We start from the raw sequence: 26,469 nt of genomic DNA, 5'->3' as shown, positions 1-26,469 counted from the left end.
GCGGGATCCGGGGTCGTGTGCGGCGATTAGTTTAGATTTAGTCTTACTCTAAACTATTGAAACTAAAGAGCTTCTTTGTTGACCGTCGACCTTTTTCACGGCAAATCGCCCGGCACTCATTTCGCATCTTAATCCGGAAAGCTGTTGCCAGATGCCGCCGAGAGTTACTTGTCGCCCTGTTGTCAGTCTTGCCTCCACCGTCAAATCACTCCCGACATTCTCCAGGCCGACGGCTTTCGCGGCACCTATGGCCTTCATCGCCTTGTTCAGCGCGGATTTCCTGCATCGCGCCAACGCGCAAGGCGCTGTGTCAGAGAATGAGCCGAGGACAACGTTGCCGGCAGTCACGGTCACCGCAGACGTACCGAAGCATAGAGCGCGTCCGCGATCCAACCCGGGCCGAAGGGTGGTCCGCGGAGGCGGACCGGCGAGCGAGCGGAGCAAGATGCAGGCGGAATCGACGCCCGTCGCGCCGAAGCCCGGTGCGCTCCCATCGTCCTACCCGGGCGGACAGGTCGCCCGTGGAGGACAAGTTGGCTTGCTGGGCAACAAGGACTTCATGGATACGCCGTTCAACGTCACCAGCTACACGGCGAAGAAGATCGAAGATCAACAGGCGACCACGGTGGCCGACGTCGTAGGCAACGATCCTTCAGTCCGTTTCACCGGTCAGACAGGCGGCATTCTCGATTCCTTCTTCATCCGCGGGTTTCCGGTCGGCGAAGGCAATGTTGGAGAAATTGCCTTCAACGGTGTCTATGGTGTCGCGCCCAACTATCGCGTGTTCACCGATTACGTTGAACGCATCGAACTCATCAAGGGGCCAACCGCGCTGCTTTACGGGATGGCGCCGAACAGCAGCGTCGGGGGTACCATCAACATCGTTCCGAAGCGTGCCTCCGATGTCGATCTCACACGGATTACGACCGACTATGCGTCAAGCACACAGCTTGGCACGCACCTTGATGTGAGCCGGCGGTTTGGCGAGAACCGTGAATTCGGAGTTCGAGTCAATGGCAGCTATCATAATGGCGATACGCCGCTGGACAACCAGAACCGCGAGGCGCATGTCGGCGCCGCGGCCTTCGATTATCGCGGCGACAGGTTCAGAGCGTCGCTCGACTTCATCGATCAGGAGGAGAAATTCGACGCCCCGACGCGGCCGTTTCTGGTCGCCACCGGAGTGGCTGTCCCAACCGCCCCGGATGGGAGGCGAAATGTCACACAGGCATGGGAATGGTCCAAGGTCCGTGACAAATCGCTGCTGGCGCGCACCGAATACGACGTGACGGAAGCCGTGACGGTGTTCGCTGACGCCGGTGGGGGCCGCACGAAGGTCGATCGTCTGTTTGGCACCCCGACAATCCTGGATTTGGCCGGCAACACAACTTCGACACCTGGTCATTTCAAGTTCGATATTGACAGGAATGTCGCCGACGCCGGCCTGCGCGCCCGGTTCGACACCGCCGCGATCAGACACGCTGTAACTTTCCAGGGAAGTTACTACACCGATGAGTTGTCGCGGGGCTCCATAAACGGCACCCCGGTCCTGTCGAACATCTATGCGCCGATCGCCCGTCCAGAGCAGTTCGTTCCAGCTCCCGCGACTGTGCCGAAACTGTCGGACACCGAATTGACCGGTCTTGCGCTGGCCGACACCCTGTCAGTTCTGCAGGAACGCCTGCAACTGACCGTCGGGGTGCGGCAACAGGGAGTGAAATCGAACAATTTCAACACGACCACGGGCGCCGTCACCGCCTCCTTCGACCAAAGCGCGCTCACGCCGATGGTCGGCCTCGTCGTCAAGCCCTGGAATAACGTTGCACTCTATGCGAACTACATCGAAGGGCTCAGCAAGGGCGACATCGCACCGATGACCGCGAGCAATGCTGGAGAGGTCCTTCCGCCTTACATCAGCAAACAGCAGGAAGCCGGCATCAAGATCGACTTCGGCCTGCTGGCCACTACGATCAGTGCCTTTCAGATCACCAAACCTTCAGGGCAACTTGGCGCGGATAAGGTTTTTCGAGCCGACGCTGAACAAACAAATCGCGGGTTGGAATTCAACGTGTTTGGAGAGGTGCAACCGGGCATTCGAGTGCTTGGCGGCGTGACGCTGATTGAAGCCGAGCTGACAAAGACAAACACCCCGTCCACTCTCGGCAAGACGCCGATCGGCGTGCCTCACGTGCAAGCCAACTTGAGCACCGAATGGGATGCCCCCTTCGCGCCCGGGCTGACATTGGTCGCAAACACGGTCTATACGGGACCTCAGTATCTGGATGCGGCAAATACACAGGGCGTTCCGGCCTGGACAAGGCTCGACCTTGGTGCCCGCTACAACACAAGGATCAACGGCAGGCCGGTCACGCTGCGGGCGTTGGTGCAGAACGTGTTCAACGCCAATTATTGGTCGGGTGTGGCGAGCTTTTCCGGACTGTCGCAAGGCGCTCCGCGTACCCTGCTGGTGTCGCTCACGACAGATTTTTGAGTTGATCTGGCCGCTTATATGACCTCCTGTCGCAAGCGACACCTGATCCCTCGCCTCCCGCAGCAGCAGCCCGCAAACGCTACGGGTGCTCAGGCGACCGTGACCTGACACCAGATTTTTTCGATCGTCGTTCTACGGCTCCGTGACTTCATTCAACGTGTCGCGCCCGAGGGCCTTGAGGAAGCACCAAGCGTCCGACCCTGCCGCCATAATACTCAGTGAACCACAGCGCGCCGTCCGGCCCAGTCGTTATGCTGTGAGGTCCGCTACCATCCGATGGCACAGCAAATTCAGTGACTGAACCGGTGGTCGTGATCCGGCCGATCTTGTTGCCGATGATGCACCGCGGACCTTGCTGGCGAACGCAACTGGCTTCGGTAAACCACAACGCACCGTCTGGCCCTGTCGTGATACCCCACGGCTGGGCATCGTGATTGGGAAGACCGAATTCAGTAATCTTGCCATCGGCGTTCATTCGCACGATTTTGCCACTAACCGGTTCGGTGAGCCACAGCGCGCCGTCTGGCCCAGTGGTAATACCCCCCGGGCTACTATCCTCCGGCGGGATCGTGAATTCGGTGACCGCGCCCGCGGTCGTAACCCGTCCAATTTTGCCACGAACACCTGTGAACCACAGTGCGCCATCTGGTCCAGTCGTGATCTCTCCACCCTTGGCTGTGGGGGCCGCGAATTCGGTGACCGTGCCGGTAGTTGTGATCCGCCCGATTTTGCCTGCAACCCCTTCGGTGAACCACAAAGCGCCATCTGGCCCGGTCGTGATGCCCAGGGGCCCAGGGACCGCAAATTCGATCAGTTGTAAGTTTTCAGCCGTGGCGTTCGCCGGAATGCGCCCGATCTTATTTGACGTGAACTCAGTGAACCACAGAGCACCGTCGGGTCCCGTTGTGATGGAATGCAAAATTCCGCCGTCCTTGATCAGGAATTCGGTGAGGCTCTCGCGAGCCGTGATCCGCCCAATCTTGCCCCCAGCCTCGGTGAACCACAGCGCGCCGTCTGGCCCAGTCGTGATCGCGGAGGGGCGGCTGGCAGGAGCCGGTAGACCGAATTCAGTCAATGTCTGCGCAGCAGCAGGCATGGTTCCCAAGGCCGCCGCCAATTGGGACGCTATCGCCAGCAACAATGACGCGATCGCAGTTCTCATGGCCCAATTTTCAGCTTTGCCCGGCGCGATCACGCCCATCGCGCGCATTTCGTGGAGTGCCGCTGCGTCGCGTCACGCCGCCGGGACCGCCTCCGACAGGTCCATGACTTCACCGCGCGCCGGGTAGTTGTTCTTCAGAACATAGTCGATCGCGCCGAGAATATCGGCGAAGTGCGGTCGCGCGAACGGCATGGTCTGGACGCTGCCGAAGTAGAGCGTGCCGTCCGGCCGTATCAGATAGAGAGCCGGCTCCGAGAAGCGCGCCGGCTCCTCGACCCCGGTCGAGGTCATGCCACGCCCTGAGGAAATGAATAATCCCCAACGGCGTGCAGCCGCCAGATCGAGGCCATAGCCGATGCGCAGCCGCGTCAATCCCCAGTCGTCCCTGGTCTGCGTTGCCCGCTCCTTCGTATCGGACGATAAGGCCACCACCGCAACGCCGCGCTTGTCGAACTCTTCGAGCTTTGATTCCAGTTCCCTCAGCTGGGTCTTGCAGATCGGGCAGTGAAGGCCGCGATAGAACACGAGCAGCGTGAAATGCTCAGGCTTCTCGCGTGCAAGATCGAAGGTGCCGCCGCTCGCGAGGTCAACGTGAAGAGGCGGAACGGCCCGCCTTGGAAACAAGTGCACGAAATCTGTCATATGTCTTGCTCCTTCTCAGTTTCTGTTGTCAGAACTCGGCGCCAGAGCCTGTGATCCCTCATTGGTGGCCGATATTTCGAAAACCACATGAACAGCGCCAGTACAGGCAGAAGAAGCCAGAGGCGCGACCGGTCAGGGAGTTTGACCAGGAAGGTCTCAATCGCTGCCAGCGCGCCCGTCAAAAGCGTCGAGACGAATAATCGAACCAGGATTGTCGGACGAATTTTCTGCTTCTGTCGCGCTCTGCCGGAGGCGTTCCTATGGCGTGGAGTTAGCGGTTTTAGGCATTCGCCCCGCCTGGAGCCGCAGATCTGGTCAGATGCGCCGATTTGCCGCTAGCCGGGCGACCTCCAGTGTTGCGCGGTGGGCACACCATGCAGTTGTCTGCGGCCGCGCCAACCATTGTCCCTGCACTTTCAAATACGCCCGAGTACATTGTGAGATATAGATTCTACAACCGCGAGGAGCCTGGTCAGGCAATCGGCCGATAAACTCTCGCAATGTGCTGGGCGAGTGATCAATACATATTTGAAGGCGGGACGCTGCCAGATGCAGGATGTTTCGTTTCGTATTCCGGCCATCGCCAGGAAGGCGATCGACGCTGCGGCTGGCGACCGCATCTTGGCGGTCCTCGCAGCGATGCTGCTGTCCGCCACGGCATTTACATCTACATCCGTCGACGCACAGACCCTGAGTTTCGGCTCCACCGGCGCCGGCGGTTCCGGCGCGTGGGATAATACCACTGTCGATTGGTTCAACGGCTCGACCGCCGTGCCGTGGGCCAGCGGAGCAACCGCCGTATTTGGCGGAGCCGCGGGTACTGTGACCGTGAGCGGTACGGTCGCTGTTGGAGGCGCGACCTTCAACACCAACGGCTATACGATCACCGGCGGTACGCTGACATTGAGCGGGACAACGCCGACGATCGCGACGAACGCAGGCGCCTCAGCAACCGTCAATTCGTTGCTCGCCGGTTCGGCCACTCTGGTGAAGACCGGCGCGGGGACGCTCACCATCAACAACGCTGCCAACACCTATACGGGCGGCACGACGGTATCGCAGGGCAGCCTGGTGTTTGGCGGGGGCGGGAAGGGCGCCCTTGGGAGCGGGACTGTTACGCTCGGCGACGCGCATAGCGGAACGTCAAATATTTCGCTGTTGGCCAACTTTCCCAATTTCCTCTCAGGACAAAACATTCCCAACAATATCGTCGTCAGCAACTCAGGCACCGGCACCGTTTCAATCGGCACGACCCCCTTCAACCCGGGCAGCAACGGAACTCAGTTCGCTGGGACCATTACCTTGAACAAGGATGTCACGCTCTGACCTCGGCGCTGACCGGCACCATGGCCCACGGCAACGATGGTTTCGGCTATGCGTTCGGCGTCGAAGGCGGCCGCCGTTTCGGCGTGGGCAACGGTTTCTCGCTGACGCCCCAGGCGCAGCTTGTCTATTCGGCTGTGGACTTCGATACGTTCCTCGATCGCTTCGGCGCGCGGGTGTCACTCGGCCGCGGCGACAGTCTCGTGGGTCGCGTCGGCCTCCCACTCGATCATCAGCGGACGTGGCGCGACGAGGCCGGCCGCCTGACCCGCTCGGACGTGTACGGCATCGCCAACCTGCACTACGAGTTCCTCGATGGCACGGTGGTCAACGTCTCCGGCGCGAGCCTTGCGAATGCCAATGATCGGCTGTGGGGCAGCATCGGCGCCGGTGGCACCTATAGCTGGGCGGACGGCCGCTACGCGGCTTATGGCGAGGTCTCCTACAACACGAGCCTTAGCCCTGCGGGCGACAGCCACAGCTACAAGGGAGCTGGCGGTTTCCGGATCGTGTGGTGACGTTCTCCGGCGTCTCGCGCGTCGCTGATAAAGGCCGGCGAGTCGGGCGTTGATCGATGGAAAGAAAAAGGCCGATCTCTCCCAATGCCCTTCCTGAGAGAGGGGTGACAGTTCATTCCGGAGACATGGGTTACACAATCGGGCCTTTTGCGGGGAGCGCAAGATGCCCTGGAAGGTGTGTAAGCCCATGGACGAACGACTGAAGTTCATTGCCAGACTTTTGGATGGCGAGCAGATGGCGGGGCTTTGCCGCGAGTTCGGCATCTCCCGCAAGACCGGCTACAAGATCCTCACGCGCTACAACAAGACCGGGCTCGACGGCCTCACCGATCGCTCACGCCGGCCATACCGCCACGCCAATCAGCTTCCGGACCAGATCGAAACGCTGATCGTACGCCTGAAGCAGGACAAGCCGAGCTGGGGCGCCCCAAAGATCAGGGAGCGACTGGCCCGGCTCTATCCGGATGTCCACACGCCCGCGATCAGCACGGTGCATGCGGTGCTCGATCGCCATGGCCTGGTCAAGCGCCGAACCCGACGACGCAACAGGGCTGAGGGCACAGCACTCTCTTGGCCGGCCCAGCCGAACGAGCTGTGGTGCGCCGATTACAAAGGCGAGTTCATGCTTGCCGACCGGCGATACTGCTATCCCTTGACCATCACCGACTTCGCCAGCCGCTATCTCATTGCCTGCGAAGCCCTCTCTACCACCAAGGAAGTCTATGCTTTCCCGGTGGTCGAGAGCGTCTTCAAGGAGTTCGGCCTGCCGCGAGCCATCCGCACCGACAACGGCGTTCCGTTTGCCAGTCCCAATGCTTTGTTCGGTTTAAGCAGGCTGTCGGTCTGGTGGCTCAGGCTCGGTATCGAAATCAAGCGGATCAAGCCCGGCAACCCGCAGCAGAACGGCCGCCATGAGCGCATGCATCTGACCTTGAAGCTGGAGGCCACCAAGCCGGCCGCGCAAAACTTCCTGCAGCAGCAGGCCAGGTTCGATGACTTCATCGACGGCTACAACAACGAGCGGCCACACCAGGCACTCAACATGCAGTGTCCAGCCGAGCGCTATCAGCCCTCGTCCCGGCCATATCGCGGCTTGCCCGACCTCGACTATCCGCTTCACGATAAGGCCGCCACCGTCACCACTTGCGGCCGCATCTGCTTCAATAACCAGAAGATCAATCTCAGTCAGGTCTTCGCCGGCCAGACCGTCGGCATCAAGCAAACCGACGACCGCATTTGGCTCGTCAGCTTCATGGAATATGATCTCGGCTACTTCGACGACGAGACTTGCAGGCTCGAACCCCTTGCAAATCCCTTCGGACCAAAACTGTTACCTATGTCCTCGGAATGAAACGTAACCCATGTGTCCGGAACGGACCCCTTGCGAGAATGGCGCACCCGACACGATTCGAACGTGTGACCTTTGCCTTCGGAGGGCAACGCTCTATCCAGCTGAGCTACGGGTGCGTGCAGGGCTTCATTTAGCTGATTGGCCCATGAACGGCAACGACGTTGTCCGGTCCCGCGTGGACTGTAAAATGGTCCTGCCAATATGACAGTCCGCCTGAAAAAACGGCTGTGTTTCGAGGGAGATCGGCATGCGCCCGCTGGAATTCGGCTGGTATTTGCCCACGCATGGCGACACCACGGCCTATGGGCTGATGGAGGCGCAGGTCGCGGGTTCGCCGGAACTCTGCGAGCGGGTGGTCAAGGCGGCCGAGGACGCGGGCTTCGAATATCTGCTGATTCCGGTCGGCTCGGTGTGCTGGGAGGCCTGGATCACGGGTGCGTTCATGGCGGCGCGCTCGGCCCGGATCAAGCCGCTGATCGCGGCGCGGCCGGGCTACATCAACCCGGTGCTGCTGGCCAAGATGATCTCGACCTTCGACCAGATGTCGGGCGGGCGGATCTGCATCAATCTGATCGCGGGCCAGAACGAGAGCGAGGTCGAGGCCGAAGGCGTGCGCTACGCGAAAGAGGAGCGTTACGCACTGATGGAGGAGGAGGTCTCGATCCTGAAGGCGCTATGGACCATGCGCGGCCCGGTGCATTTCGAAGGCAAGTTCCACACGATCTCGGGCGGTCACATCCGGCCGCGGCCTAAGCAGCAGCCGTTCCCGAAATTCTATCTCGGCGGCGGCTCGCGGCAGGCCTGGGCTTTGTCGGCGAAGCATTCCGACGTACATCTGTTCTGGGGCGACCTGCCCGAGCGCATTGCGCAGAACATCGCCGAGATCAGGCGGATGGCGCGTGCCCATGACCGCGAGGATGCGATCGGCTTCGGCATGCGGCTGCAGGTGATCTGCCGCGAGAACGAGGCGGACGCCTGGGAGGCGGCCGACCAGCTCGTGCGTCACGCCACCGAGCGGCAGAAACAGGAGATGAAGACGCTTTACAACCGCTCGGAGGCCAACCAGCGCGTGCAGCAGCTCGCGCGCGAGTATGGCGATTTCCTGATGCCGCATCTGTGGACCGGCATCACCAAGGTGCGGCCTGGCGCCGGCATCGCCGTGGTCGGAAATCCCGAGCAATGCGCCGCCACGCTGCAGCAGTTCATCGACGCGGGTTGCCACTCCTTCTGCCTGTCCGGCTATCTGCACGACGAGGAAGCGGAGCGGTTCGGCCGGCTGATCCGCCCGATCCTTGCCGCGAACAACCGCGGGCGGCTCACCGCCTGACGCGCGATCTGCACGGTGTGAAGCAGGTTTTCCGGAAGTTCATGCGTGGGTCGCAGTCGGCACGGCGACAGTGTTCGACATCCCCGGCTGCGCGGCCGCGCGCTGATCGCGAGATCGGCGCGTTACGCCGGCACGATCGCCTTGCCGATCGGCCACAGCGCGATGCCGGCGAGCTTGAGATGCGCCCAGGCGAAGGGAATGCCGATGATGGTCACCGCCAGCAGCAGCGCGGTGATCAGGTGCCCAATCGCGAGCCACCAGCCGGCCAGGACGAACCAGATTACGTTGCCGATCAGGCCGAGCGGCCCGGTTCCGACATCGCTCTGGCCGGTCAGTTCGTCGCGGCGCACCGCGCGCGAGCCGAACGGCAGCAGCGTATAGACCGCGATGTTGAAGGCGGCGCGTGCCCAGGGCAGACCGATGATGGTGATCGCCATGATCACGGCGGCGACCAGCCAGCCGAACGCCATCCATGCGCCGCCGATCAGAATCCAGAGAATGTTCAGGAGGATAGACACAGGCTGCATGGCTGACACCTTCGCGCCGCGTGGGATCGGCCCCAATATAGGCTGGCGGCCGCTGCCGCGGTAGGTGCGGCTGAGATCATGGCGCGATCAGACTGAATCGCATCATGATCTCATCTTTTTGTTTGAGCATGATCTCCGCGCAAACACGTTCCGCGATTGTCGCGAGGGAAAACCGGTCTCCACTTTTCCGGATCATGCTCTAAGCGAGCGCGGGCGCGGCGGACGGAGCGAACAGGCGCCTGAGCTCGATGGCCGGCTTCGGGGCGCTGAACAGGTAGCCCTGCATCTCGGTGCAGCCGAGCTCGCGCAGCAGGTCGCGCTGCTGTTCAGTTTCGACGCCTTCCGCCGTTGTGGTCATGTTGCGCGAGGTGGCGATGTTCACCACCGACTGCACGATCGTCGCCGAGCCGTCGACGGCGATGTCGCTGACGAAGCTGCGGTCGATCTTGATCTTGTCGAACGGGAAGCGTTTCAAATAGCTCAGCGACGAATAGCCGGTGCCGAAGTCGTCGAGTGCGATCCTGACGCCGAGGGCGCGCAACTGGTGCAGGATCGCGAGCGCCACCTCGTCGTCGCCGATCAGCACGGCTTCCGTGATCTCGAGCTCGAGCCGGCTCGGCTTCAAGCCGGAGGCGTCGAGCGCAGTCGCGACCTTCAGCGCGAGAGAGATGTTCTTGAACTGGATCGGGGACACGTTGACGGCAAGGCGGATGTGATCCGGCCAGGTCGCGGCCTCCATGCAGGCCGTCCGCAGCACCCATTCGCCGAGCTCGCCGATCAGGCCGGTGTCCTCCGCAACCGGGATGAACTCGGCCGGCGAGACCATGCCGCGCTCGGCGTGCCGCCAGCGCAGCAGCGCCTCGCAGCCGGTCACCTCGTTGCTGTTGAGGTCGAGCAGCGGCTGATAATGGATCTCGAAGCCGCCGTCGGTCATCGCCTGCCGCAGATCCTGTTCCATCGTCAGCCGCGCGCGGGCCATCGCGCCCATCTCCGGCTCGAAGAAGCGGTGGGTGCGGCGGCCCTCGGCCTTGGCGCCGTACATCGCGATGTCGGCATTCCGGATCAGCTGGTCGAGGTCGGTGCCGTCGCGCGGCGCCAGCGCGACGCCGATGCTGGCGTCGGTCGACAGATGATGGCCGAGGCAATCGCAGGGCTGCCGGATCGCGCGATGCACGCTGGCGACGAAATCCTCGACATCGCCGATGCCGCGAATCGCGGTCTGGATCACCGCGAACTCGTCGCCGCCGAGCCGCGCGATCAGGTCGCCTTCGCTCAGGCAGGCCTTGATGCGGCCGGCGATGGTCTTGAGCAGCTCGTCGCCGACATGGTGACCGAGCGAATCGTTGATGCCCTTGAACTCGTCGATGTCGATGTAGAGCAGGGCGAACTGCTGGCCCTGCCGGGCCCGTTCCAGCTCCCGCTCGATCTGCTCGCGGAACAGCACGCGGTTCGGCAGGTCCGTCAGCGCGTCGTAATGGGCGAGATGGGCGATCCTCTCGTTGGCGCGCCGCCGCTCGGTGACGTCGTCCACGACGGTGATGATGTAGCGCGGCATCCCGGCCTGGTCGCGGATGCCGATCCGGTGCGACGTGATGTAGAGCTCGCCGGTGATATGGCTGAGCCAGCGGTGCTCGTCCTTGAAGAAGCCGTCGGCCGATTGCAGCACGGTGTTGTCGTCTTCGGCGATGATCGCCGCGAGCGCCGGCGGGAAAATGTCGCGCGCCGTCTTGCCGATGATGTTCTCGCGCGAGGTGCCGAAATGGGTCTCGGCGACGCGGTTGACCAGCAGATAGCGGCGGGTGTGCGCGTCCTTCACCGTGATCTGCGAGGGAATGTGGTCGACGATCTCGCGCAGGAAGGCGTTGTTGCGGTCGCGCTCCTGCTCCAGGTTGCGCCGTTCGGTGATGTCCTCGAGCGTGGCGACCCAGCCGCCATGGGCCAGCGGCTGGTTGACGATCGAGAAGCTGCGCCCATCGGCGGTGGGGGTGACGACCTCAGTCACCTGTCCGTTGGCGGTATTGGTCCGCACCGTGGTGCAGAACTCGTCGACGTCGCCGACGAACGATCCGGTCGCCTTGCGATGCCGCATCACTTCCTCGACGCTGCAGCCCGGCTTGATGAGCTCGGCCGAGAGCCCGCACATGTCGAGATAGCGCTGGTTGCAGACCACCACGCGCGCCGACGCGTCGAACAGCACGAGGCCCTGGATCATGTTGTTGAGCGCGGTGTCAAGCCGCTGCCGCTCCGCGACCAACCGCTGCTGCGCCTCGTGATTCTGCCGCAGGATCTGCCTGATCAGGACATACAGAACCATCGCGACGACGATGGCTGCGAGCGTCGCGGCGGAGATCAAGAAGCGGGTCTGCGCCTGCCAATCGGCGAGCGCGGCCTCAACCGTGTTGGTCGCGATGACGACGACGGGAAAATGGTGGAGCTTCGCGGCCGAGCCGAGCCGCGCGGTGCCGTCGACCGGGTTGATCATGCGCATCGTATGCTGGCCGCCCTTGCGCATCACGAGATTGATCAGCGGCGCGTTGGAGAGCTTGCGGCCGATCACCGCGTCGACATGCGGATAGCGCGCGAGCAGGGTCCCGTCGGTGTGGACCATGGTGATCGCCGCGCTCGCCCCCGGTGCGACCGAGGCAAAGAACTTCTCGTAGTTCAAGGGATCGATGCGCCGCGTCATTACGCCGAGGAAGCTGCCGTCCGGCCCGCTCAGGCGATGGGCGATGATGGTGCTGAGGCCGCCGACCAGCAGGCTGCGCAGGGTGTCCGTGCGTACCGGTTCGGGGTGTGCATCGAACTTGAAACTCTTGAAATAGTCGCGCCCGGAGATGTCGAGCCTGTCCGGCGGCAGATCGCCCGACCAGGCGATGATCTTGCCGTCGGCATCGAACAGCGAGATCTTGCCCAGGAACGAGACGGCTCTGGCCTTGAGCATCTCATGCGTTTCCGGCGCCGACATCTTCGCCCTGAACAGCTCCGGCGAACTGATCTCGGAGATCCGCAGCTTGTCGATCATGGTCTCGGCGATGATGTCGGAGTCCTCGAACTGCTGATCGAAGTGGCGGGCCAGCAGCAGGACGGTGTTCTCCAGCTCACGCTCGCCGTTGACGAGCGCGCGTTCGCGGAATTCGCCGATCATTATGATGGTGCCGGCGAAGATCGCAGCCACCAGCAGGGCGCCGCACACAGTCAGCCACAGCACCGGCCCGCGGAGGGTCGCCGCGACCCGCCACCTTCTCGCACCCTGTCCTGACCGGACGTCCGCCAGCCCTGTTATCGAACCACGCATGCCATACCCCTGCCGGCATGGATAAGCCGCAGAGTTCCCACAAGCGGTTAGGAAAACCGGTTACTCAACGCTTAATCGGGATGGATGTGTTCTAATCGGAGTGGTTGTGGGGTCGTAACCGGCTCAGCTTGCTCTATTTTTCAGGGATACGAAATATCAGGCGCGTAGCGGGCCCAGCGGCCGGGGGGCCGAATTATTTCTCCAAGCTGCGGCGCGGTTCGTATGACCTGATAGGGTCAGGCGCGTCGACCGGGCTCGGTCAGACCCATGCTGCGAGTCAGAAGATCATAGACATGCCGCGTCAATGGCACCAGCGCGCCGCGTCGGGTCCAAAGAAAATAGGTCATATCAGGGAGTTTCGGCAGTCCGTCGGCCTCGCCAAGTACCCTGAATTCAGGATTGAGGAAGTCCACTCCGCGCGCGGTGACCCCAAGGCCGGCGCGCAGCCCCGCCTTGATGCCTACCAGATTGGGTGCCACGTAGTTTGCGCGCCAGGCGACGCGCGATTGCTCGAGGGCGTTGAGGGCAACGCGCCTGAAAATGCTTGGCTCATCGGCGAGCACCAAAGGCACGGGTTGCGCGGGGTCGTGAACATAATCGGCTGAACAGAGCCAGACGGTGGGTGTCCGACGAATCACCATGCCCTCCAATGTTTGATCGAACCGGGTGGAGACTGTCAGATCGATGTCGCCGGCATGGAGGGCCTCCATCAGAAACGGGCTGCGGTCGACGCGGATCTCCATCTTGATGCTTGGCAGGGAGCGCGCGACATGCGTGAGGATGGTCGGCAGCAAAGAATCGGCGACATCAAGCGGCGAGCCGATCCGCACGGTGCCTTCGAATTGCTTCCCGGTCATGGTCCTGACGGCTTCGTCATTGATGACGAGAATCTGCCGCGCGTAGCGCACGAGCATCTCGCCTTGTTGCGTCAGGACTTTGCTGCGGCCACGTTGCTCGAAGAGGGGCATGCCGAGCATCTGTTCCAGGCGCTGCATCTGCTGCGTCACGGCAGATTGCGTTCTCAATACCATCTCTGCCGCTGCAGCGAACGTTCCGCGTCGCTCGACGGCGACCAGCGTCCTAAGAAGATCGATATCGAGATTAATCATTAGACCTCCTTAAGAAATTTCATAAGAGTTTCTAATGCTTTCGCCTGTCGTTCTAATTTGTGCCGGTGTCCGAGCAAACGTAGCGTAATCCCATAACCTTGAAAAGAAGAGCAAACGAGCGTGACAGCCGCGCCCCCTCACATGAGTGCTATCCATTCGGCAGTCTCAAGCATTAGAGATGCTTTAGATGGAGGCGCCACGCCCGACAAGTTGAAGGTCGCGCTGGGAGCCGTCCTGGAGCTCGCATCGCATCGCGACTGGTGGGCGAGCGACCGGTACCCGGCGCCCACTGAGGGTGAGCAGCAGGCACGCTATCTGATCACGCAAGACGACGATCAGACCTATGCGCTCTATTTGAACGTCATGCGGTCCGGCAAAAAGATCCCTCCGCACAACCATACGACATGGGCCTGCATCGCGGCCGTCGAAGGCGCCGAAACCAACTACCTCTATGAGCGCCTGGACGACGGCTCCAGGCCGGGGGTCGGCGTGCTCGGCGCGCCAAAAAGGGTGGTTATCGAGCCGGGTTCCGGCATCGCGCTGATGCCCGACGATATCCATTCGGTGCACATCGAGGGCAACGGTATCATCCGGCACCTGCACATGTACGGTCGTGCGCTGGAGACGCTCGACGAACGCCTTGTCTATGATCTGGAAAGGGGCACGTGCGAGGTGATGAAGATCGGCGTGAAGACGCGGAGCTGAATCTGTGGATCAGGATTCGCTGAGCGCCTCGACGCGTCTTCTGCGCGCCGGCCGACCTCATGTCGGATGGGTGAATACGCCGGTGACACGTGCGAGCACCTACGTGTTCGAAAGCGTCTCGCAATGGCGGCAAACGCGTGCGGTTCGGGAAGAGCAGCGCGTTGCCTCCTATGGGGCGCGGGGGACGGACAGCACCTTCTCCCTCGAGGACGCGCTGGTCGAGCTGGAGGGCGGACATCGGGCGCAGCTTTTTCCAACGGGGCAGGCTGCGATTGCGACAATGATGCTCGGGCTTCTGCAGCCCAACGATCATGTGCTGGTCACCGACGCCGTCTATGAGCCGGTTCGTCGCTTCTGCGCCAAGCATCTCACGCGACTTGGCGTCAATGTCGAGTTCTACTTGCCCGATGGCAGCGACATTGCCTCGCGACTGCGTCCCGAGACGAAGCTGATCTATGCCGAATGTCCGGGATCGCTGGTCTTCGAGATATTGGATTTGCCGGCGCTTGCTCAACTGGCGCGGCGGTGCGGCTGTCTTCTGGCCGTCGATAATACATGGGGCTCGGGCCTGCTCTATCGTCCGTTGTCGCTGGGTGCCGATATCTCCGTGCTGGCCGCGACGAAATATCTTGGCGGTCATGCCGACGTGATGATGGGAGCGCTCGTCAGCAACGAGCGGGCATGGAAGGTCATCCAGCTCGCATCGGTCGATTTCGGCCAGACCGTGGGCGCCGACGATGCGTATCTGGTGTTGCGCGGCTTGAGGAGCCTGGCGCCGCGTCTGCAGATGCATGAACGCCATGCCATGCTTGTGGCGCACTGGCTGGAGCAGCAGCCGCAGATCGCCCGGGTGATCTGCCCGGCTCTTCCGAGTCATCCAGGACATGAGATCTGGCGTCGCGACTTCAACGGCACGAACGGTCTGTTGTCGGTCGAGTTTCGCCGGGAATCCACGCAAGCCGACATCGAGGCAACAATCGATCGGCTCCGCCTGTTCGGCGTGGGGGCCTCATGGGGCGGCTTCGAAAGTCTGGTGGTGCCCGCCGATATGATGAAGGCGCGCACAGTTTGCGACTGGTCGCAGCGAGGCCGCGTCGTCCGCCTGCATATCGGGCTGGAGAACCCGGAGGATCTTATCGCCGACCTCCGTCAGGCCCTCGAGCCGCTCAAGGCCTGACGCCGCGGCGGATCGGCTCTGAATGGTTCGCACATTTTCTCTTCGGTCCCCGCCGATCACATGAGCTAAGGAACGATGCCTTCACAATCCAAGACAACGATCGGATGCCTCACCGCAACCGCCCTGAAGGCCTGGCTGGACGACAGGGAGGAGATTGCCCTCATCGATGTCCGCGAACACGGTGAGTATGGCGAGGCTCACCTCTTCTTTGCGGTGAACGCGCCCTTCAGCCGTCTTGAATGCGAGATCACGCGGCTGGTGCCGCGGCTGAGCGCCCGGGTCGTCGTATATGACGAGGATGGCGCAACGATTGCCAAACGTGCTGCCATGCACCTTGCGCGCATGGGATATTCCGACGTTTCCGTGCTGGAAGACGGTGCAAAAGGATGGACAGCAGCCGGCTACAGACTGTTCGCTGGCGTCAACGTGCCAAGCAAGACATTCGGTGAACTAGCCGACCACTTCTTTGAGACGCCACGAATTGGTGCCCGCGAGCTGGCAGAGCGGATCGGGAGGAAAGACGATCTGATCGTGCTCGACGGCCGGACGTTCACGGAATTCAAGAAGATGAGCATCCCGGGTGCAACCTCTTGCCCGAATGGAGAGCTTGCGCTTCGTGTCGATGATCTGGTGCCGAGCAAGAGCACCACTATCGTCGTCAATTGTGCGGGTCGCACCCGCAGCATCATTGGGGCGCAGACGCTGATCAATCTCAGGCTGCCCAATCCCGTCATGGCCCTCGAGAACGGCACGCAGGGCTGGTTCCTCGCAGATCTCGAGCTTGAACACGGCGTACAGCGCCGCCACGACCAGGCCGTGAATCCGGCCGACATCGAAGGCCGGCGTGCGAGAGCCCAAGCACTCGCGGATCGATTTGGCGTCGAGGTCGTTGATGAGAAGACGGCGAGACGCTGGCTCTCCGAGACGCATCGGACGACCTTCCTGTGCGACGTGCGCACACCGGAGGAGTTCGCGAGCGGCTCGCTGCCCGGCGCCCAGCATACGCCGGGTGGGCAGTTGATCCAGGCGACCGATCAATATGTCGGCGTGCAGCGCGCTCGGCTTGTGCTTTTCGACGATGAGGGAATCCGCGCCCGGGTCGTGGCGAGCTGGCTGACGCAGATGGGCTGGGAAGCTGTCGTTCTCAAGGAAGGTATCGCTGCCAACGTTGCCGCAATGCCGGTCGCCGCAATCCAGCCCTCGCAGCCAGCAGCTCTTTCCGTCGAGGACCTAGCGGACGAGCTGCGCCAGGGTGGCCGTCAGCTGGTGGATATCCGGTCCAGCACTGAGTTTCGCGCCGCCCATCTCGCCGAAGCGCGCTGGTCGATCCGGCCGCGCCTCGACCGTCTGCGCCTTGCGCTGGACGAGCCCGTAATTCTGATCGCGTCGTCCCCCGGCGTTGCAGCCCTTGCCGCGGAGACGCTGCGCGAGCAGGGCGTGACCGACGTCCGAATTCATTGCGGGACACCGGAGGAATGGCGCAAGGCCAAGCTGTCGACGGTCTCCACGCCTGCCGAGCCGCCGGATGCGGATTGCATCGACTTTCTGTTCTTCGTGCACAACCGGCATGACGGCAACAAGCAGGCCGCACGCCAATACCTTGAATGGGAGACGAATCTCGTCCGGCAGATCGACCCGCAGGAGAGGGCGCGCTTCGTCTTTCGATAACATCAAATCAGGAGAGCAGAACGATGCGAGGAACGCCATACGCGAATACTTTGGGAATCACCGTCTTCGCTCTTTTCTTGACGGCCTGCGCCGCGCATGCCGACCGTCTCAAGGAGATCAAGGAACGTGGCAAGCTCATCTGCGGCACGCAGAGCACCAGCGTTCCCTATGCCTATCAGGACCAGAACTCACGCACCTTCGTCGGTTATGATGTCGATATGTGCAAGGCCCTCGCCAAGGGTCTCGGCGTCGAACTCGATCACCGTCCCCTGTCGACGGAAGCAAGAATTCCCGAGCTGAAGCTCGGGCGGGTGGATGTTGTGGCGGGATCGATGGCTTATCTGCCCGAACGTGCCCAACAGGTCGACTACAGCCTTCAATATCTGCGGGGAGAGATCAAGGTGCTGGTCCGCGAAAGCGCGGGCATCGCCAACCTTGCCGGCCTGGCCGGCAAGCGTGTGTGCGCTTCGAAGGGATCGAGCTCCGCCGCCATCGCCGAGCGGGTCCTGACCAACAGCCGCGTGGTGAGCTTCCAGGATGTGGCCGCGTGCAATCTCGCGCTGCAGACCGGTCGTGTGGACGCTTTCACGGCCGGCGAGCTGGTCCTCAAGCGTTTCCTGAACGCGTCGGAGGCGTCGGCCGAGCACTATACGCTTCTGCAGGAGCCGACGGCGGTCGAGCACATCGGCCTCGTGGTCGACAAAGGAACCCCGGAGCTGCTGACAGCCATCAATGGCGTGATCCGGAAGATGGATGCCGATGGCGAACTCGACGCCATCTTCAACCGCTGGATGGGCAAGGACACCGTCTACGGCCTGTCGCGCAACTTCAAGGTCGAACCCGTCGGCCCGGCGCAATAAGGCGGCTCCGGTGAATTTCGACTGGAGCTTCCTGGCAAGCCAAAGCGTCGCGCCCCGCCTGCTGTCGGGACTCATCACCACGCTGGAACTGTTCGTCGCGTCCTGGGTCGGCGGCCTTCTGGTGGCCTTTGCCGTCGTCGGGTTGCGCGCAATCCCGTTCCCGCCGCTCGGTTGGATCATGCGTGTCTTTGTCGAGTACCACCGCAACGTACCGACCGTGGTGCAGATCATGGTCTGGTATTTCGGCGTGCCCGAGGTTCTCCCGGTCCCGATCCGCCAATGGATCAATCAGAACCAGTCGGAGTTCACCTTTGCGGCGATCGCCTTGTCCCTCAATGTCAGCGCCTATTTCTCGGAAGACGTTCGCTCCGGCCTGCGTGCCATCCCCAAGACGCAGCTGGAGGCGGCGAGAGCGGTCGGGCTGTCGGCCTTTTCGGCCATGCGCTATGTGACCGTGCCGCAAGCTGTCCGGATTGCCGTGCCGCCGCTGCTCAACCGCACGCTCATCCTGTTCAAGGATACCAGCCTGGCCATGGTGATCGGCGTCGCCGAGATGACCTACCAAGTCAAGGCGATCGAGAATCTGACGTTCCGTTCGCTGGAAGTGTTCGCAACCGCGACCGTTGCCTATCTCGCGCTGTCGCTGACGATCATGGGCTTGGGCGCTTGGTTCGGCAAGCTGTTCCCGCCGACTTTCAAGGCCTGACGATGCTCGAGCTTATCCAACAATACGGGATGCTCTTCCTCGTCGGGTCGTGGCCGAACGGTCCATTGGGCGGATTTGCCGCAACGCTGATCCTTGCCGTCCTCGGCATGCTGCTCTCATTTCCGATTGCGATCGTGATTGGCATCGCCCGCACCGGGCTCTTGCGCGCCCCGCGGCTCCTGGCGACCATCTGGGTCTATGCCTTTCGTGGCATTCCGCTGGTCATGATCATCTTCTGGGCGTACTTCGTGCTGCCGCGACTGACCGGCATCGCTGTCCCCGCATTCATGACGGCGCTGTGCGCGATCGTCGTCTATGAATCTGCGTTTCTGGGCGAGATCGTGCGTGCTGGCTTGCAGGGGCTGCCTGCCGGCCAGGCTGAAGCCGCACGTTCCGTTGGGCTGAGCTACGGTCAAACCATGTGGCACGTCATGTTGCCTCAGGCGCTGGTGAACATGGTGCCGTCGATTGTCAATCAGTTCGTCTCGACGATCAAGGCAACGTCGATCGTATACATCATCGGCGTTCAGGAAGTGACGTTTGCCGCGCAGCAGGTCAACAGCATGGAAGTCGGCAAGGCATTTCAGACCTTCATGGCTCTCGCGTGTTTCTACTTCGCCGTTTGTTACCTGATATCCCTGGTCGCGCAGTATCTGGAGCGACGCATTCACCGAAGGCAAATGGGCATTGCCTGAGTGAGCATGCACAACTCGTGGAGACCATGATGCGGACGAACATGATCGAACTGGACGGGGTCAACAAATGGTACGGCAATTACCATGCCCTCAGCGATGTCACTGGTTCGGTTACGAACGGCGAGGTGCTGGTCGTGTGCGGACCATCGGGGTCGGGCAAGTCGACATTGATCCGCACGATCAACCGTCTGGAGCCGATTCAACGTGGCACGATCCGGATCGATGGAGAGGACATTTACAAGCAAGGAAAGGACATCAATGCGTTGCGCGCCGGCATTGGATTCGTGTTTCAGCAGTTCAACCTGTTCCCGCATCTATCGGTTCGGCAGAATATCACACTTTCGCCAGTGAAGGTCGGTGGCATGTCCCGCGCACAAGCCGACGAACTGGCGGATTTGCTGCTTGCAAAGGTCGGGCTCGCGCACAAGGCGGATGCGATGCCTGCCAATCTGTCAGGAGGTCAGCAACAGCGGGTGGCGATCGCGCGTGCGCTCGCGCAACGTCCGCCCGTGATTCTGTTCGACGAGCCGACCAGTGCGCTCGATCCCGAAATGGTGGGCGAGGTGCTGTCCGTCATGAAACAGCTGGCGCAGGACGGCATGACGATGATGGTGGTCACGCACGAAATGGGCTTTGCCCGCGACGTCGCGGATTGGATCTGGTTCATGGACGAAGGGAGAATCGTCGAACGGGCGAGGCCGGACAAGTTCTTCACATCGCCCGAACACCCCCGTGCGCAGAAGTTTCTATCTGACATCCTGAGGCCGCATACCGTATCCTCCCACTGACCCGGAAGTCAGGCGGGCCGATCATGGCTCGTCCGGCCGGGCAGGAGCAGCGACACGTCCAAGATCGCTTGACCTCAGCGGCGGAAGCCGTTGGCGCGCGAATAGATCGCGCGGTTCTCCTGGGCCGGGCGCGGGGCAAGGCTCGCGCGGCTTTCGCTGTCGAGCGGGGTTGCGGGCTTCAGATCCTCAAGGAAGATCGGCTTGGCGAAGTAATAGCCCTGCGCATAGCGGATCCGCGTCGCCGCCTGCAGATAGGTGAGCTCCTCGTGGGATTCGATGCCCTCGGCGATCACGGTCATGCCGAGCGCCTCGCTCAGCGATTCGATTGCGCGCAGGATGCCCTGGCTGCGCGGCCGCTTATGGATGTCGGTGATGAAGGAGCGGTCGATCTTGATCTCGTCGGCGGTGATGTCGGCAAGCGCCGACAGTGACGAGTAGCCGATGCCGAAATCGTCGATCGAGATGCCGACGCCGATCTTGCGCAGGATCGGCAGGATCTGGTCCTGGAAATGCGATCGGGTGACGAACGCATCCTCGGTCACCTCGATCATGAAGCGCTTCGGAAAACCGGTTTGCTCGAGCGCGCGGGCGAACGAGCGCATGAATTCGGGATTGGTGGCCTGCTTGGCAGCCACGTTGATGCTGATCGTCGCGGTCGGCCCGAACGTGTCGTTGATCATGTCGATCGACTTGACGATCTCCGCCAGCACCAGAAGCGTCAGATCGTCGATCAGCCCGAGCTCGACGGCGAGATCGATGAAGGTGCCGGGCGCCTGGATCACGCCCTCATCGTCGCGCAGCCGCACCAGCGCCTCGATGCCCTTGATCTCCTTGGTGCGGATATCGACCTTGGCCTGAAACGCGCAGCAGAAGCGCTTGTCCAGGATCGCCAGCCGCAGCGACTGCTCGATCTTCATCCGCGCCAGCGCCTCGCGCTCCATGCTGGTGTCGAAGAACGCGGTCGAGCCCTTGCCGTTGTTCTTGACGCGGTACATCGCGATGTCTGCGTTCTGCCGCAGGGCCTCGTAGCTCCTGCCGTGCATGGGATAAAGGCTGACGCCGATCGAGGTCGAGGCGAAGATCTCGGATTGATCGATGAAGAACGGCGCCTTCAGCCGCTCCTGCATGGTGCGGATGAACTCCGCGACCTCCTGGCCGCCGCTGATCGGGTTGAGCAGCAGCAGGAATTCGTCGCCGGAGATGCGCGACAGGATGTCGGTCTCGCGCAAGGCGAGTCCGAGCCGCTTGGACAGCTCGATCAGCAGCGCGTCGCCGATCGCATGCCCGTAATAGTCGTTGATATGCTTGAAATTGTCGACATCGAGGAAGGCGAGCGCGAACTGGCCCTGTGACCCGTCGCCCCGGATCAGGCTGTTGACCCGATGCTCGATCACCCGCCGCGTCGGCAGGCCGGTCAGCTCATCGTAATAGGCCGAGCGGAACAGCTGGTCTTCGAATGCTTTCTGCTCGCTGATGTCGGTCGAACTCGAGATCAGGAGGTTGCGTCCGGCGATCTGCACCAGCCGGTGCGACGTGAGAAACACGTGTTTGGAGGCGCCGCAGCTGAGCGTCTCCTCGAGCACCACCGCCCGGCCGCTGCGCAGCTTGTCGAGAGAGGCTGCATGGCGGCCGTCCCCCGACGACGGTCGGTCGGCGTCGGCGGCGAGCTGCAATTGCGCCGCGGCGGCTTCGTTCACGATGATGAATTCGCCGTGCTCGTCCTGGACCGTCACGCCCGCAGGTAGCAGGCGGAGAAGGTGGCGCAAGATGTGCAATTCATTGCTGGAAATGCTCTCATCGCCGGTCGTTGACAAACCGGGCTGAAAGTCGTGCTTGGTGAAACTATGCATGGGCCGAGCTTGGCAAAGTCCCTTGTAGTTTTGGTTAAGCGGAACTGTGAAAAGCCGTGACAAAATGAGCCCACGACGGCTTTCGCAAGCGGTCGCGGCGATCGTCATTAACAGAGTATCAATGCTAGGCAGCACCGCTTGCGAAAGTGATTGCGGCTCGCGCGGTTGCTGCTCGCATGCAAAACGCGGCGTCGTCGCGCGGTTGTCGCGTCAGCTGCTGGGAAGCCGGCACTGCATGGTGCAGTGAACGCCGGTCTTCAGATAACTGATCTCGGTCTTGCCGTCGAACGGCCGCAGCGCCGATTTCAGGAGCCTGGTGCCGAAGCCGGCTTCGCCGACGGTCTCGACCGCGGGTCCTTCGGTTTCGTCCCAGATCACGTTGAGACGGTCGTCGTCCACCGTCCATGACACCTGCAGGAACCCGCGAGGCGACGAGAAGGCACCGTACTTGCCGGCGTTGGTGGCGAGCTCATGGAAGATCAGCGCCAGCGACACCGCGAGCTTGGCGGGCAGGAACAGCGGCTCGCCGTTAAGGTTGAACCGCACATGGCCGTAGGGCCCGAGCTCCGAGCGCAGCAAATCCTTGATGTCGCAGCCGTAGCCGTCGACCCGCGCGATCAGATCGTCGGTCGCCGAGAGCGCGCGGATGCGGTGGTCGATGCGCTCCCAGACCTCGGGCCGGTCCTGCAGCGCCTGGTGCAGCACGGCATGAATGGTCGAGGACTTGTTCTTCAGCCGATGCTGCAGCTCCTCGACCACCAGCTTGCGATATTGCTCCTCCTCGATCAGCCGCTTGGAGACTTCGCGCTGGTGCATGACCAGGGAGCGATAGTGTTCCACGCCCCAGATCGCGATGCCGCACACCGCCCAGAAGATCATCAGAAGCGCAAAGCGCGCGGGATCGATGGCCGTGCTGTTGAAATTGAGAACGACGCCGAGCAGCCCGCTCGCCAGCGCCGTCGCGATTCCCACCCTGAACCCGCCAAAGGCGGTCGCGAAGAACACGGCCGGGAAATACGGCGTAAAAAACACATCCGGCCTGATCTGGGCCAGCCCGTAGCGGGCGGCCGTCGCCAGAACGAGACAGAGCAGCGCAAAGGCGACCGCAACCGGCTGCGAGGGCTGGGAATTGCCCTGCCAACCTTGCCTGAACTCGTCGATCCATTTCGTCATGTGTCGTTTCACTTCACGTGATTACACGACCCAAAATAAGGCCGTTGCGACCGAAAAACCGCAGTTGTGTCCTTCCGGCCACAGGCGGACCTCGTGCAGCGTTGACGCCAGCGCGCGCTTGCGTTGGCCCCGGGCGGGCAGGGACAATCGACGTCATCGAGCGCGGACGGCGCCATCACGAGCGAAGCGAGATAGCGTAGCAATGAATCGCTGCATCGCCGCGCGATGACGAGGGGAGGAACACGTCAATGGTCGACATCGCAGGCCCCCCCGACCGCTGCCGCGCGTGAACGCCAGGCTCGAACGGAAGCTGCAACGTTTCGCTGCCATGATCGTGGTCGCTACCCTGTCCGGTGTCGCCGTCGGCCTGACCCGCAGCGGCAGCGGAGCTGCGTCGCTGATGGCCGGCGCCACCTACAGCTTCCTGCTCGGCTTCCTCATTGGGGCGGTCGAGCTGTTCGTGCTCGAGGATTGGGACTGGCTCAACCGCGGGCGTAATAGCTCTATATGAAGTTCGGGCTCGCGGAACGGCGGCGGGGCCGCAAGCCCGGCAGATCATGTGACAAACCGCAACCAGGTCGAGAAGGCTTCGATGCTGGGCTGCTCGGGATGATGGGCGACGTGAACAGCGTAATAGCCGTAGCCCGGCAGCGACAGATCGTGAGCCTTGACGAGAACTCCACTCTTGAGCTCGCGTCCAACGACAATGTCGCTGAAGATCGCGATTCCTTCACCTGCGGCCACAGCATCAATTGCGTGCAGTTCTTCCCTGAAACTCAAGTGCCACGCCTTGTTGGTCTCTGGAATAGCAGGATCAATTGATCGAGCGGTCGCGAGCCAGCGGGACCACGTCGGCGCATCACGGTCGCGATTCATCCAGTCGAAGTGGATCAATGGATAGTGCAGAAGATCGGCGGCGCGTTCGATTCGTCGTCCTCCCCTCGCCAACAATGCGGGACTGCACACTGGAAAAAACGAGTCGCGAAAGATCTCCTTGCCGCTCAGATCAAGCGGCATGTGCCGCGCGTAGCGAATTGCGATGTCGGCTTCTCCAGTGCGCAAATCGAGCACCGCGTCGGTCCCGATGATCTCCAATGGAATCTTCGGATGGGCCTCGCGCCACTTTGGCAGTCGCGGCACCAGCCATCGGCTGGCAAAGGCATTTGGACTCGTCACTCGCAACCGGCCGTGACTGACGCGCGGGGACGCAGAGGCGATCGCGCTGGCGAATGTATCGAAACCGCTCCTGATCACCGGAAACAGTCGTTCGCCGGCACTTGTCAGTTCAAGGGGACGCGGGCGACGACGAAAAAGCGGCTGACCGCAAATATCCTCAAGGATGCGGATCTGGTGGCTGATCGCGGTCGGCGTCACTCCGAGTTCGTTGGCCGCCTCGCGGAAACTCATATGCCTCGCGGCAGCCTCGAAGGCGCGAAGAGAACCCAATGGCGGAAGCTTTCGCATTGCGCAAGCGTAGGTGAATTCCACTCATGTGGCGACTGAGAAATTCGACTTTGCCGGGGATTAAGCGCCGTGAGACGCTTCGGACCGTCAACGCCGCGTCGCAGCGGCGGATCGGGAGGCCGCCATGGACGCAACCAGGCTCGCGGAGAGACGCAACGGTCAAGCTTCTGACGCCGCCATTCTGAGGCGGGCGGTCCGTGGCGAAGTCGTCGTACCGGGCGATGTAGCCTACGATCAGGCCCGAAAAGTCTGGAACGGTATGGTCGACCGGCACCCGGCCGCGGTCGTCTATTGCGCCGGCTCCGACGACGTCATTGCGGCCGTCGATTTCGCGCGGTCGCAATCCCTGCTGGTTGCCGTGCGCGCCGGCGGCCACAACATCGGCGGCGCTTCGGTGTGCGACGGTGGGCTCGTCATCGATCTCTCGCGCATGAAGCAAATCGAGGTCGATCCAATCAGGCGGACGGCGCGAGCGCAGGCGGGTCTGAATCTCGGCGAGTTTGATGCCGCAACACAGGCGCACGGCCTCGCGACCACGATGGGAGTTAACGCCGACACTGGGATCGCCGGACTGACGCTGGGCGGCGGCTTCGGCAAGCTCGGCCGCAAACATGGCCTCTCTTGCGACAACCTCGTTTCAGCCGAGATCGTGACGGCGGACGGTCGACTGTTGCGGGCAAGCGCTACCGAACATCCGGACTTGTTCTGGGCCATCCGCGGGGGCGGCGGTAATTTCGGCATTGTCACGAATTTTGAGTACCGGTTGTTTCCGGTCGGTCCAGTCTTGTTGGCTGGCTCGGTCTTGTACCCGTACGATCGCGCACGCGATGCGATGCGCTTCTATCATGCGTTTGCGAAGGCCGCTCCGGACGAGCTGAGCCTGGATGCGGCGCTGGCGACCACGCCCTCAGGCGAGCGGGTCTTGAGTGTTTCGGCCTGCTATGTCGGTCCGATCGAGGAAGGCGAGCGGGTCGTCAGGCCGCTGCGCGGATACGGAGCACCAATTCAGGATGAGATCGCACCGCGTCCCTACGTGGAAATCCAGGCCGCCGGAGATCCTGTTTTTCCGCGCGGCCGTCGGTACTACTGGAAGGCACAGTTCCTGCGCGAACTGTCCGACGCTGCGATCGATACGCTCTTGGCGTCGTATGCGACAGCCGCGGCGGAATCGCTGCTTGTGTTGCAGCATGTTGGCGGCGCGATCGCGCGCATTCCGGCCAACGCCACGCCCTATGCCAACCGTGATGCGCTGTACGATTGCTTCCCCATTTCCATCTGGGACGATCCGGCAGAGGATACCGCGCGTATCCGCTGGGCGCGCGAGTTGTGGGACGCCATGCGGCCGTTCTCGACTGGCGGCGTCTATGCCAACAATCTCGGCGAGGAAGGAACCGAGCGCATTGAAGCTGCTTACGGCGAGAATCTTGCGCGACTGGTTGCGCTCAAGACCAAATATGATCCGACCAATTTCTTCCGGTTGAACCAGAACATCAAACCGACAGCAGGAGCGACGCGCGGACGTGCCGATTGATCCTGGCAGATCGAACCCGGCGTTGAGCCAACGCGCTTTCTCTGGCCCGCTCGGGGTCAAAAGCCGCCGATCGCGGCCGGGCCCGGCGATGTCCGCTTCATCCTCGA

Annotated in this window: 22 protein-coding genes and 1 tRNA gene; 14 read left to right on the top strand and 9 right to left on the bottom strand. The window is 62.2% G+C overall.

Going from position 1 to position 26,469, the window contains the following annotated elements:
• Positions 1-445: 445 nt before the first annotated feature.
• The gene (locus MTX23_RS34710; protein ID WP_280974565.1) at positions 446-2,491 is read left to right on the top strand and encodes a TonB-dependent receptor; all 2,046 of its coding nucleotides are present in this window, start codon (positions 446-448) and stop codon (positions 2,489-2,491) included.
• A 148-nt stretch (positions 2,492-2,639) separates the two neighbouring features.
• On the opposite strand, the gene MTX23_RS34705 is transcribed toward MTX23_RS34710, so the two are convergent.
• Together MTX23_RS34705 and MTX23_RS34700 are read right to left on the bottom strand one after the other, a co-directional pair.
• Entirely contained in the window at positions 2,640-3,692 is a 1,053-nt protein-coding gene (locus tag MTX23_RS34705; protein ID WP_280974564.1) for a hypothetical protein, read from the bottom strand.
• 33 nt (positions 3,693-3,725) lie between these two features.
• The gene (locus tag MTX23_RS34700; protein WP_280974563.1) at positions 3,726-4,295 is read right to left on the bottom strand and encodes a peroxiredoxin-like family protein; all 570 of its coding nucleotides are present in this window, start codon (positions 4,293-4,295) and stop codon (positions 3,726-3,728) included.
• A gap of 549 nt (positions 4,296-4,844) precedes the next feature.
• Here MTX23_RS34700 and MTX23_RS34695 point away from each other — a divergent pair.
• From MTX23_RS34695 to MTX23_RS34685, 3 genes are all read left to right on the top strand, one after another.
• The gene (locus MTX23_RS34695; RefSeq protein ID WP_280974562.1) at positions 4,845-5,621 is read left to right on the top strand and encodes an autotransporter-associated beta strand repeat-containing protein; all 777 of its coding nucleotides are present in this window, start codon (positions 4,845-4,847) and stop codon (positions 5,619-5,621) included.
• 20 nt (positions 5,622-5,641) lie between these two features.
• Positions 5,642-6,136, top strand: coding sequence for an autotransporter outer membrane beta-barrel domain-containing protein (locus MTX23_RS34690; protein ID WP_280974561.1), 495 nt, complete (start codon positions 5,642-5,644; stop codon positions 6,134-6,136).
• Between the two features lie 187 nt (positions 6,137-6,323).
• Entirely contained in the window at positions 6,324-7,487 is a 1,164-nt protein-coding gene (locus tag MTX23_RS34685) for an IS481 family transposase (RefSeq protein WP_280973850.1), read from the top strand.
• A gap of 39 nt (positions 7,488-7,526) precedes the next feature.
• Here the strand turns inward: MTX23_RS34685 and MTX23_RS34680 are convergent.
• Positions 7,527-7,603 (bottom strand) — tRNA-Arg (locus MTX23_RS34680).
• 131 nt (positions 7,604-7,734) lie between these two features.
• On the opposite strand from MTX23_RS34680, the gene MTX23_RS34675 reads away from it, so the two are divergent.
• Complete coding sequence (locus MTX23_RS34675; RefSeq protein WP_280974560.1) at positions 7,735-8,814, top strand: LLM class flavin-dependent oxidoreductase; 1,080 nt, start codon at positions 7,735-7,737, stop codon at positions 8,812-8,814.
• 122 nt (positions 8,815-8,936) lie between these two features.
• Here the strand turns inward: MTX23_RS34675 and MTX23_RS34670 are convergent, their stop codons facing one another.
• The 3 genes from MTX23_RS34670 to MTX23_RS34660 all read right to left on the bottom strand — a co-directional run bounded on the left by MTX23_RS34670 (position 8,937) and on the right by MTX23_RS34660 (position 13,745).
• Complete coding sequence (locus MTX23_RS34670; RefSeq protein WP_280974559.1) at positions 8,937-9,341, bottom strand: YccF domain-containing protein; 405 nt, start codon at positions 9,339-9,341, stop codon at positions 8,937-8,939.
• A 199-nt stretch (positions 9,342-9,540) separates the two neighbouring features.
• Positions 9,541-12,636 carry an EAL domain-containing protein gene (locus MTX23_RS34665; RefSeq protein ID WP_280974558.1) on the bottom strand — a complete coding sequence of 1,032 codons (3,096 nt, stop codon included), beginning with the start codon at positions 12,634-12,636 and terminating at the stop codon, positions 9,541-9,543.
• Positions 12,637-12,872: 236 nt separating this feature from the next.
• Complete coding sequence (locus MTX23_RS34660) at positions 12,873-13,745, bottom strand: LysR substrate-binding domain-containing protein (RefSeq protein WP_280974557.1); 873 nt, start codon at positions 13,743-13,745, stop codon at positions 12,873-12,875.
• Between the two features lie 210 nt (positions 13,746-13,955).
• Here MTX23_RS34660 and MTX23_RS34655 point away from each other — a divergent pair, with 210 nt between their 5' ends.
• The 7 genes from MTX23_RS34655 (at position 13,956) to MTX23_RS34625 (ending at position 20,344) form a co-directional block, all read left to right on the top strand.
• Positions 13,956-14,450 carry a hypothetical protein gene (locus MTX23_RS34655; RefSeq protein ID WP_280974556.1) on the top strand — a complete coding sequence of 165 codons (495 nt, stop codon included), beginning with the start codon at positions 13,956-13,958 and terminating at the stop codon, positions 14,448-14,450.
• An 82-nt stretch (positions 14,451-14,532) separates the two neighbouring features.
• Positions 14,533-15,627, top strand: coding sequence for a cystathionine beta-lyase (gene metC / locus MTX23_RS34650; RefSeq protein ID WP_280974555.1), 1,095 nt, complete (start codon positions 14,533-14,535; stop codon positions 15,625-15,627).
• A gap of 75 nt (positions 15,628-15,702) precedes the next feature.
• Positions 15,703-17,295, top strand: coding sequence for a rhodanese-like domain-containing protein (locus MTX23_RS34645; protein WP_280974554.1), 1,593 nt, complete (start codon positions 15,703-15,705; stop codon positions 17,293-17,295).
• Between the two features lie 77 nt (positions 17,296-17,372).
• Positions 17,373-18,155: a transporter substrate-binding domain-containing protein gene (locus MTX23_RS34640; protein WP_280974553.1), complete on the top strand. Its 783-nt coding sequence runs from the start codon at positions 17,373-17,375 to the stop codon at positions 18,153-18,155.
• Between the two features lie 10 nt (positions 18,156-18,165).
• Positions 18,166-18,861, top strand: a complete 696-nt coding sequence (locus MTX23_RS34635) for an amino acid ABC transporter permease (RefSeq protein ID WP_280974552.1) — start codon at positions 18,166-18,168, stop codon at positions 18,859-18,861.
• Between the two features lie 2 nt (positions 18,862-18,863).
• Positions 18,864-19,556: an amino acid ABC transporter permease gene (locus MTX23_RS34630; protein ID WP_280974551.1), complete on the top strand. Its 693-nt coding sequence runs from the start codon at positions 18,864-18,866 to the stop codon at positions 19,554-19,556.
• Between the two features lie 41 nt (positions 19,557-19,597).
• Positions 19,598-20,344 carry an amino acid ABC transporter ATP-binding protein gene (locus MTX23_RS34625; protein WP_280974550.1) on the top strand — a complete coding sequence of 249 codons (747 nt, stop codon included), beginning with the start codon at positions 19,598-19,600 and terminating at the stop codon, positions 20,342-20,344.
• A gap of 74 nt (positions 20,345-20,418) precedes the next feature.
• On the opposite strand, the gene MTX23_RS34620 is transcribed toward MTX23_RS34625, so the two are convergent.
• Together MTX23_RS34620 and MTX23_RS34615 are read right to left on the bottom strand one after the other, a co-directional pair.
• A complete protein-coding gene (locus MTX23_RS34620) occupies positions 20,419-22,194 on the bottom strand; it encodes an EAL domain-containing protein (RefSeq protein WP_280974549.1) in 1,776 nt (591 codons plus the stop codon).
• Positions 22,195-22,404: 210 nt separating this feature from the next.
• A complete protein-coding gene (locus tag MTX23_RS34615; RefSeq protein ID WP_280974548.1) occupies positions 22,405-23,367 on the bottom strand; it encodes an HWE histidine kinase domain-containing protein in 963 nt (320 codons plus the stop codon).
• Positions 23,368-23,653: 286 nt separating this feature from the next.
• Between MTX23_RS34615 and MTX23_RS34610 the strand changes: the two genes are divergently transcribed.
• Entirely contained in the window at positions 23,654-23,878 is a 225-nt protein-coding gene (locus tag MTX23_RS34610) for a hypothetical protein (protein WP_280974547.1), read from the top strand.
• 44 nt (positions 23,879-23,922) lie between these two features.
• Here the strand turns inward: MTX23_RS34610 and MTX23_RS34605 are convergent, their stop codons facing one another.
• Complete coding sequence (locus MTX23_RS34605) at positions 23,923-24,774, bottom strand: LysR substrate-binding domain-containing protein (RefSeq protein WP_280974546.1); 852 nt, start codon at positions 24,772-24,774, stop codon at positions 23,923-23,925.
• Between the two features lie 181 nt (positions 24,775-24,955).
• Here MTX23_RS34605 and MTX23_RS34600 point away from each other — a divergent pair, with 181 nt between their 5' ends.
• Positions 24,956-26,362: an FAD-binding oxidoreductase gene (locus MTX23_RS34600; RefSeq protein ID WP_280974545.1), complete on the top strand. Its 1,407-nt coding sequence runs from the start codon at positions 24,956-24,958 to the stop codon at positions 26,360-26,362.
• Positions 26,363-26,469: the final 107 nt, after the last annotated feature.

This window comes from Bradyrhizobium sp. ISRA436 (assembly GCF_029910015.1).
Classification (GTDB): Bacteria; Pseudomonadota; Alphaproteobacteria; order Rhizobiales; family Xanthobacteraceae; genus Bradyrhizobium.
This window is presented reverse-complemented; position numbering and strand designations above follow the sequence as displayed.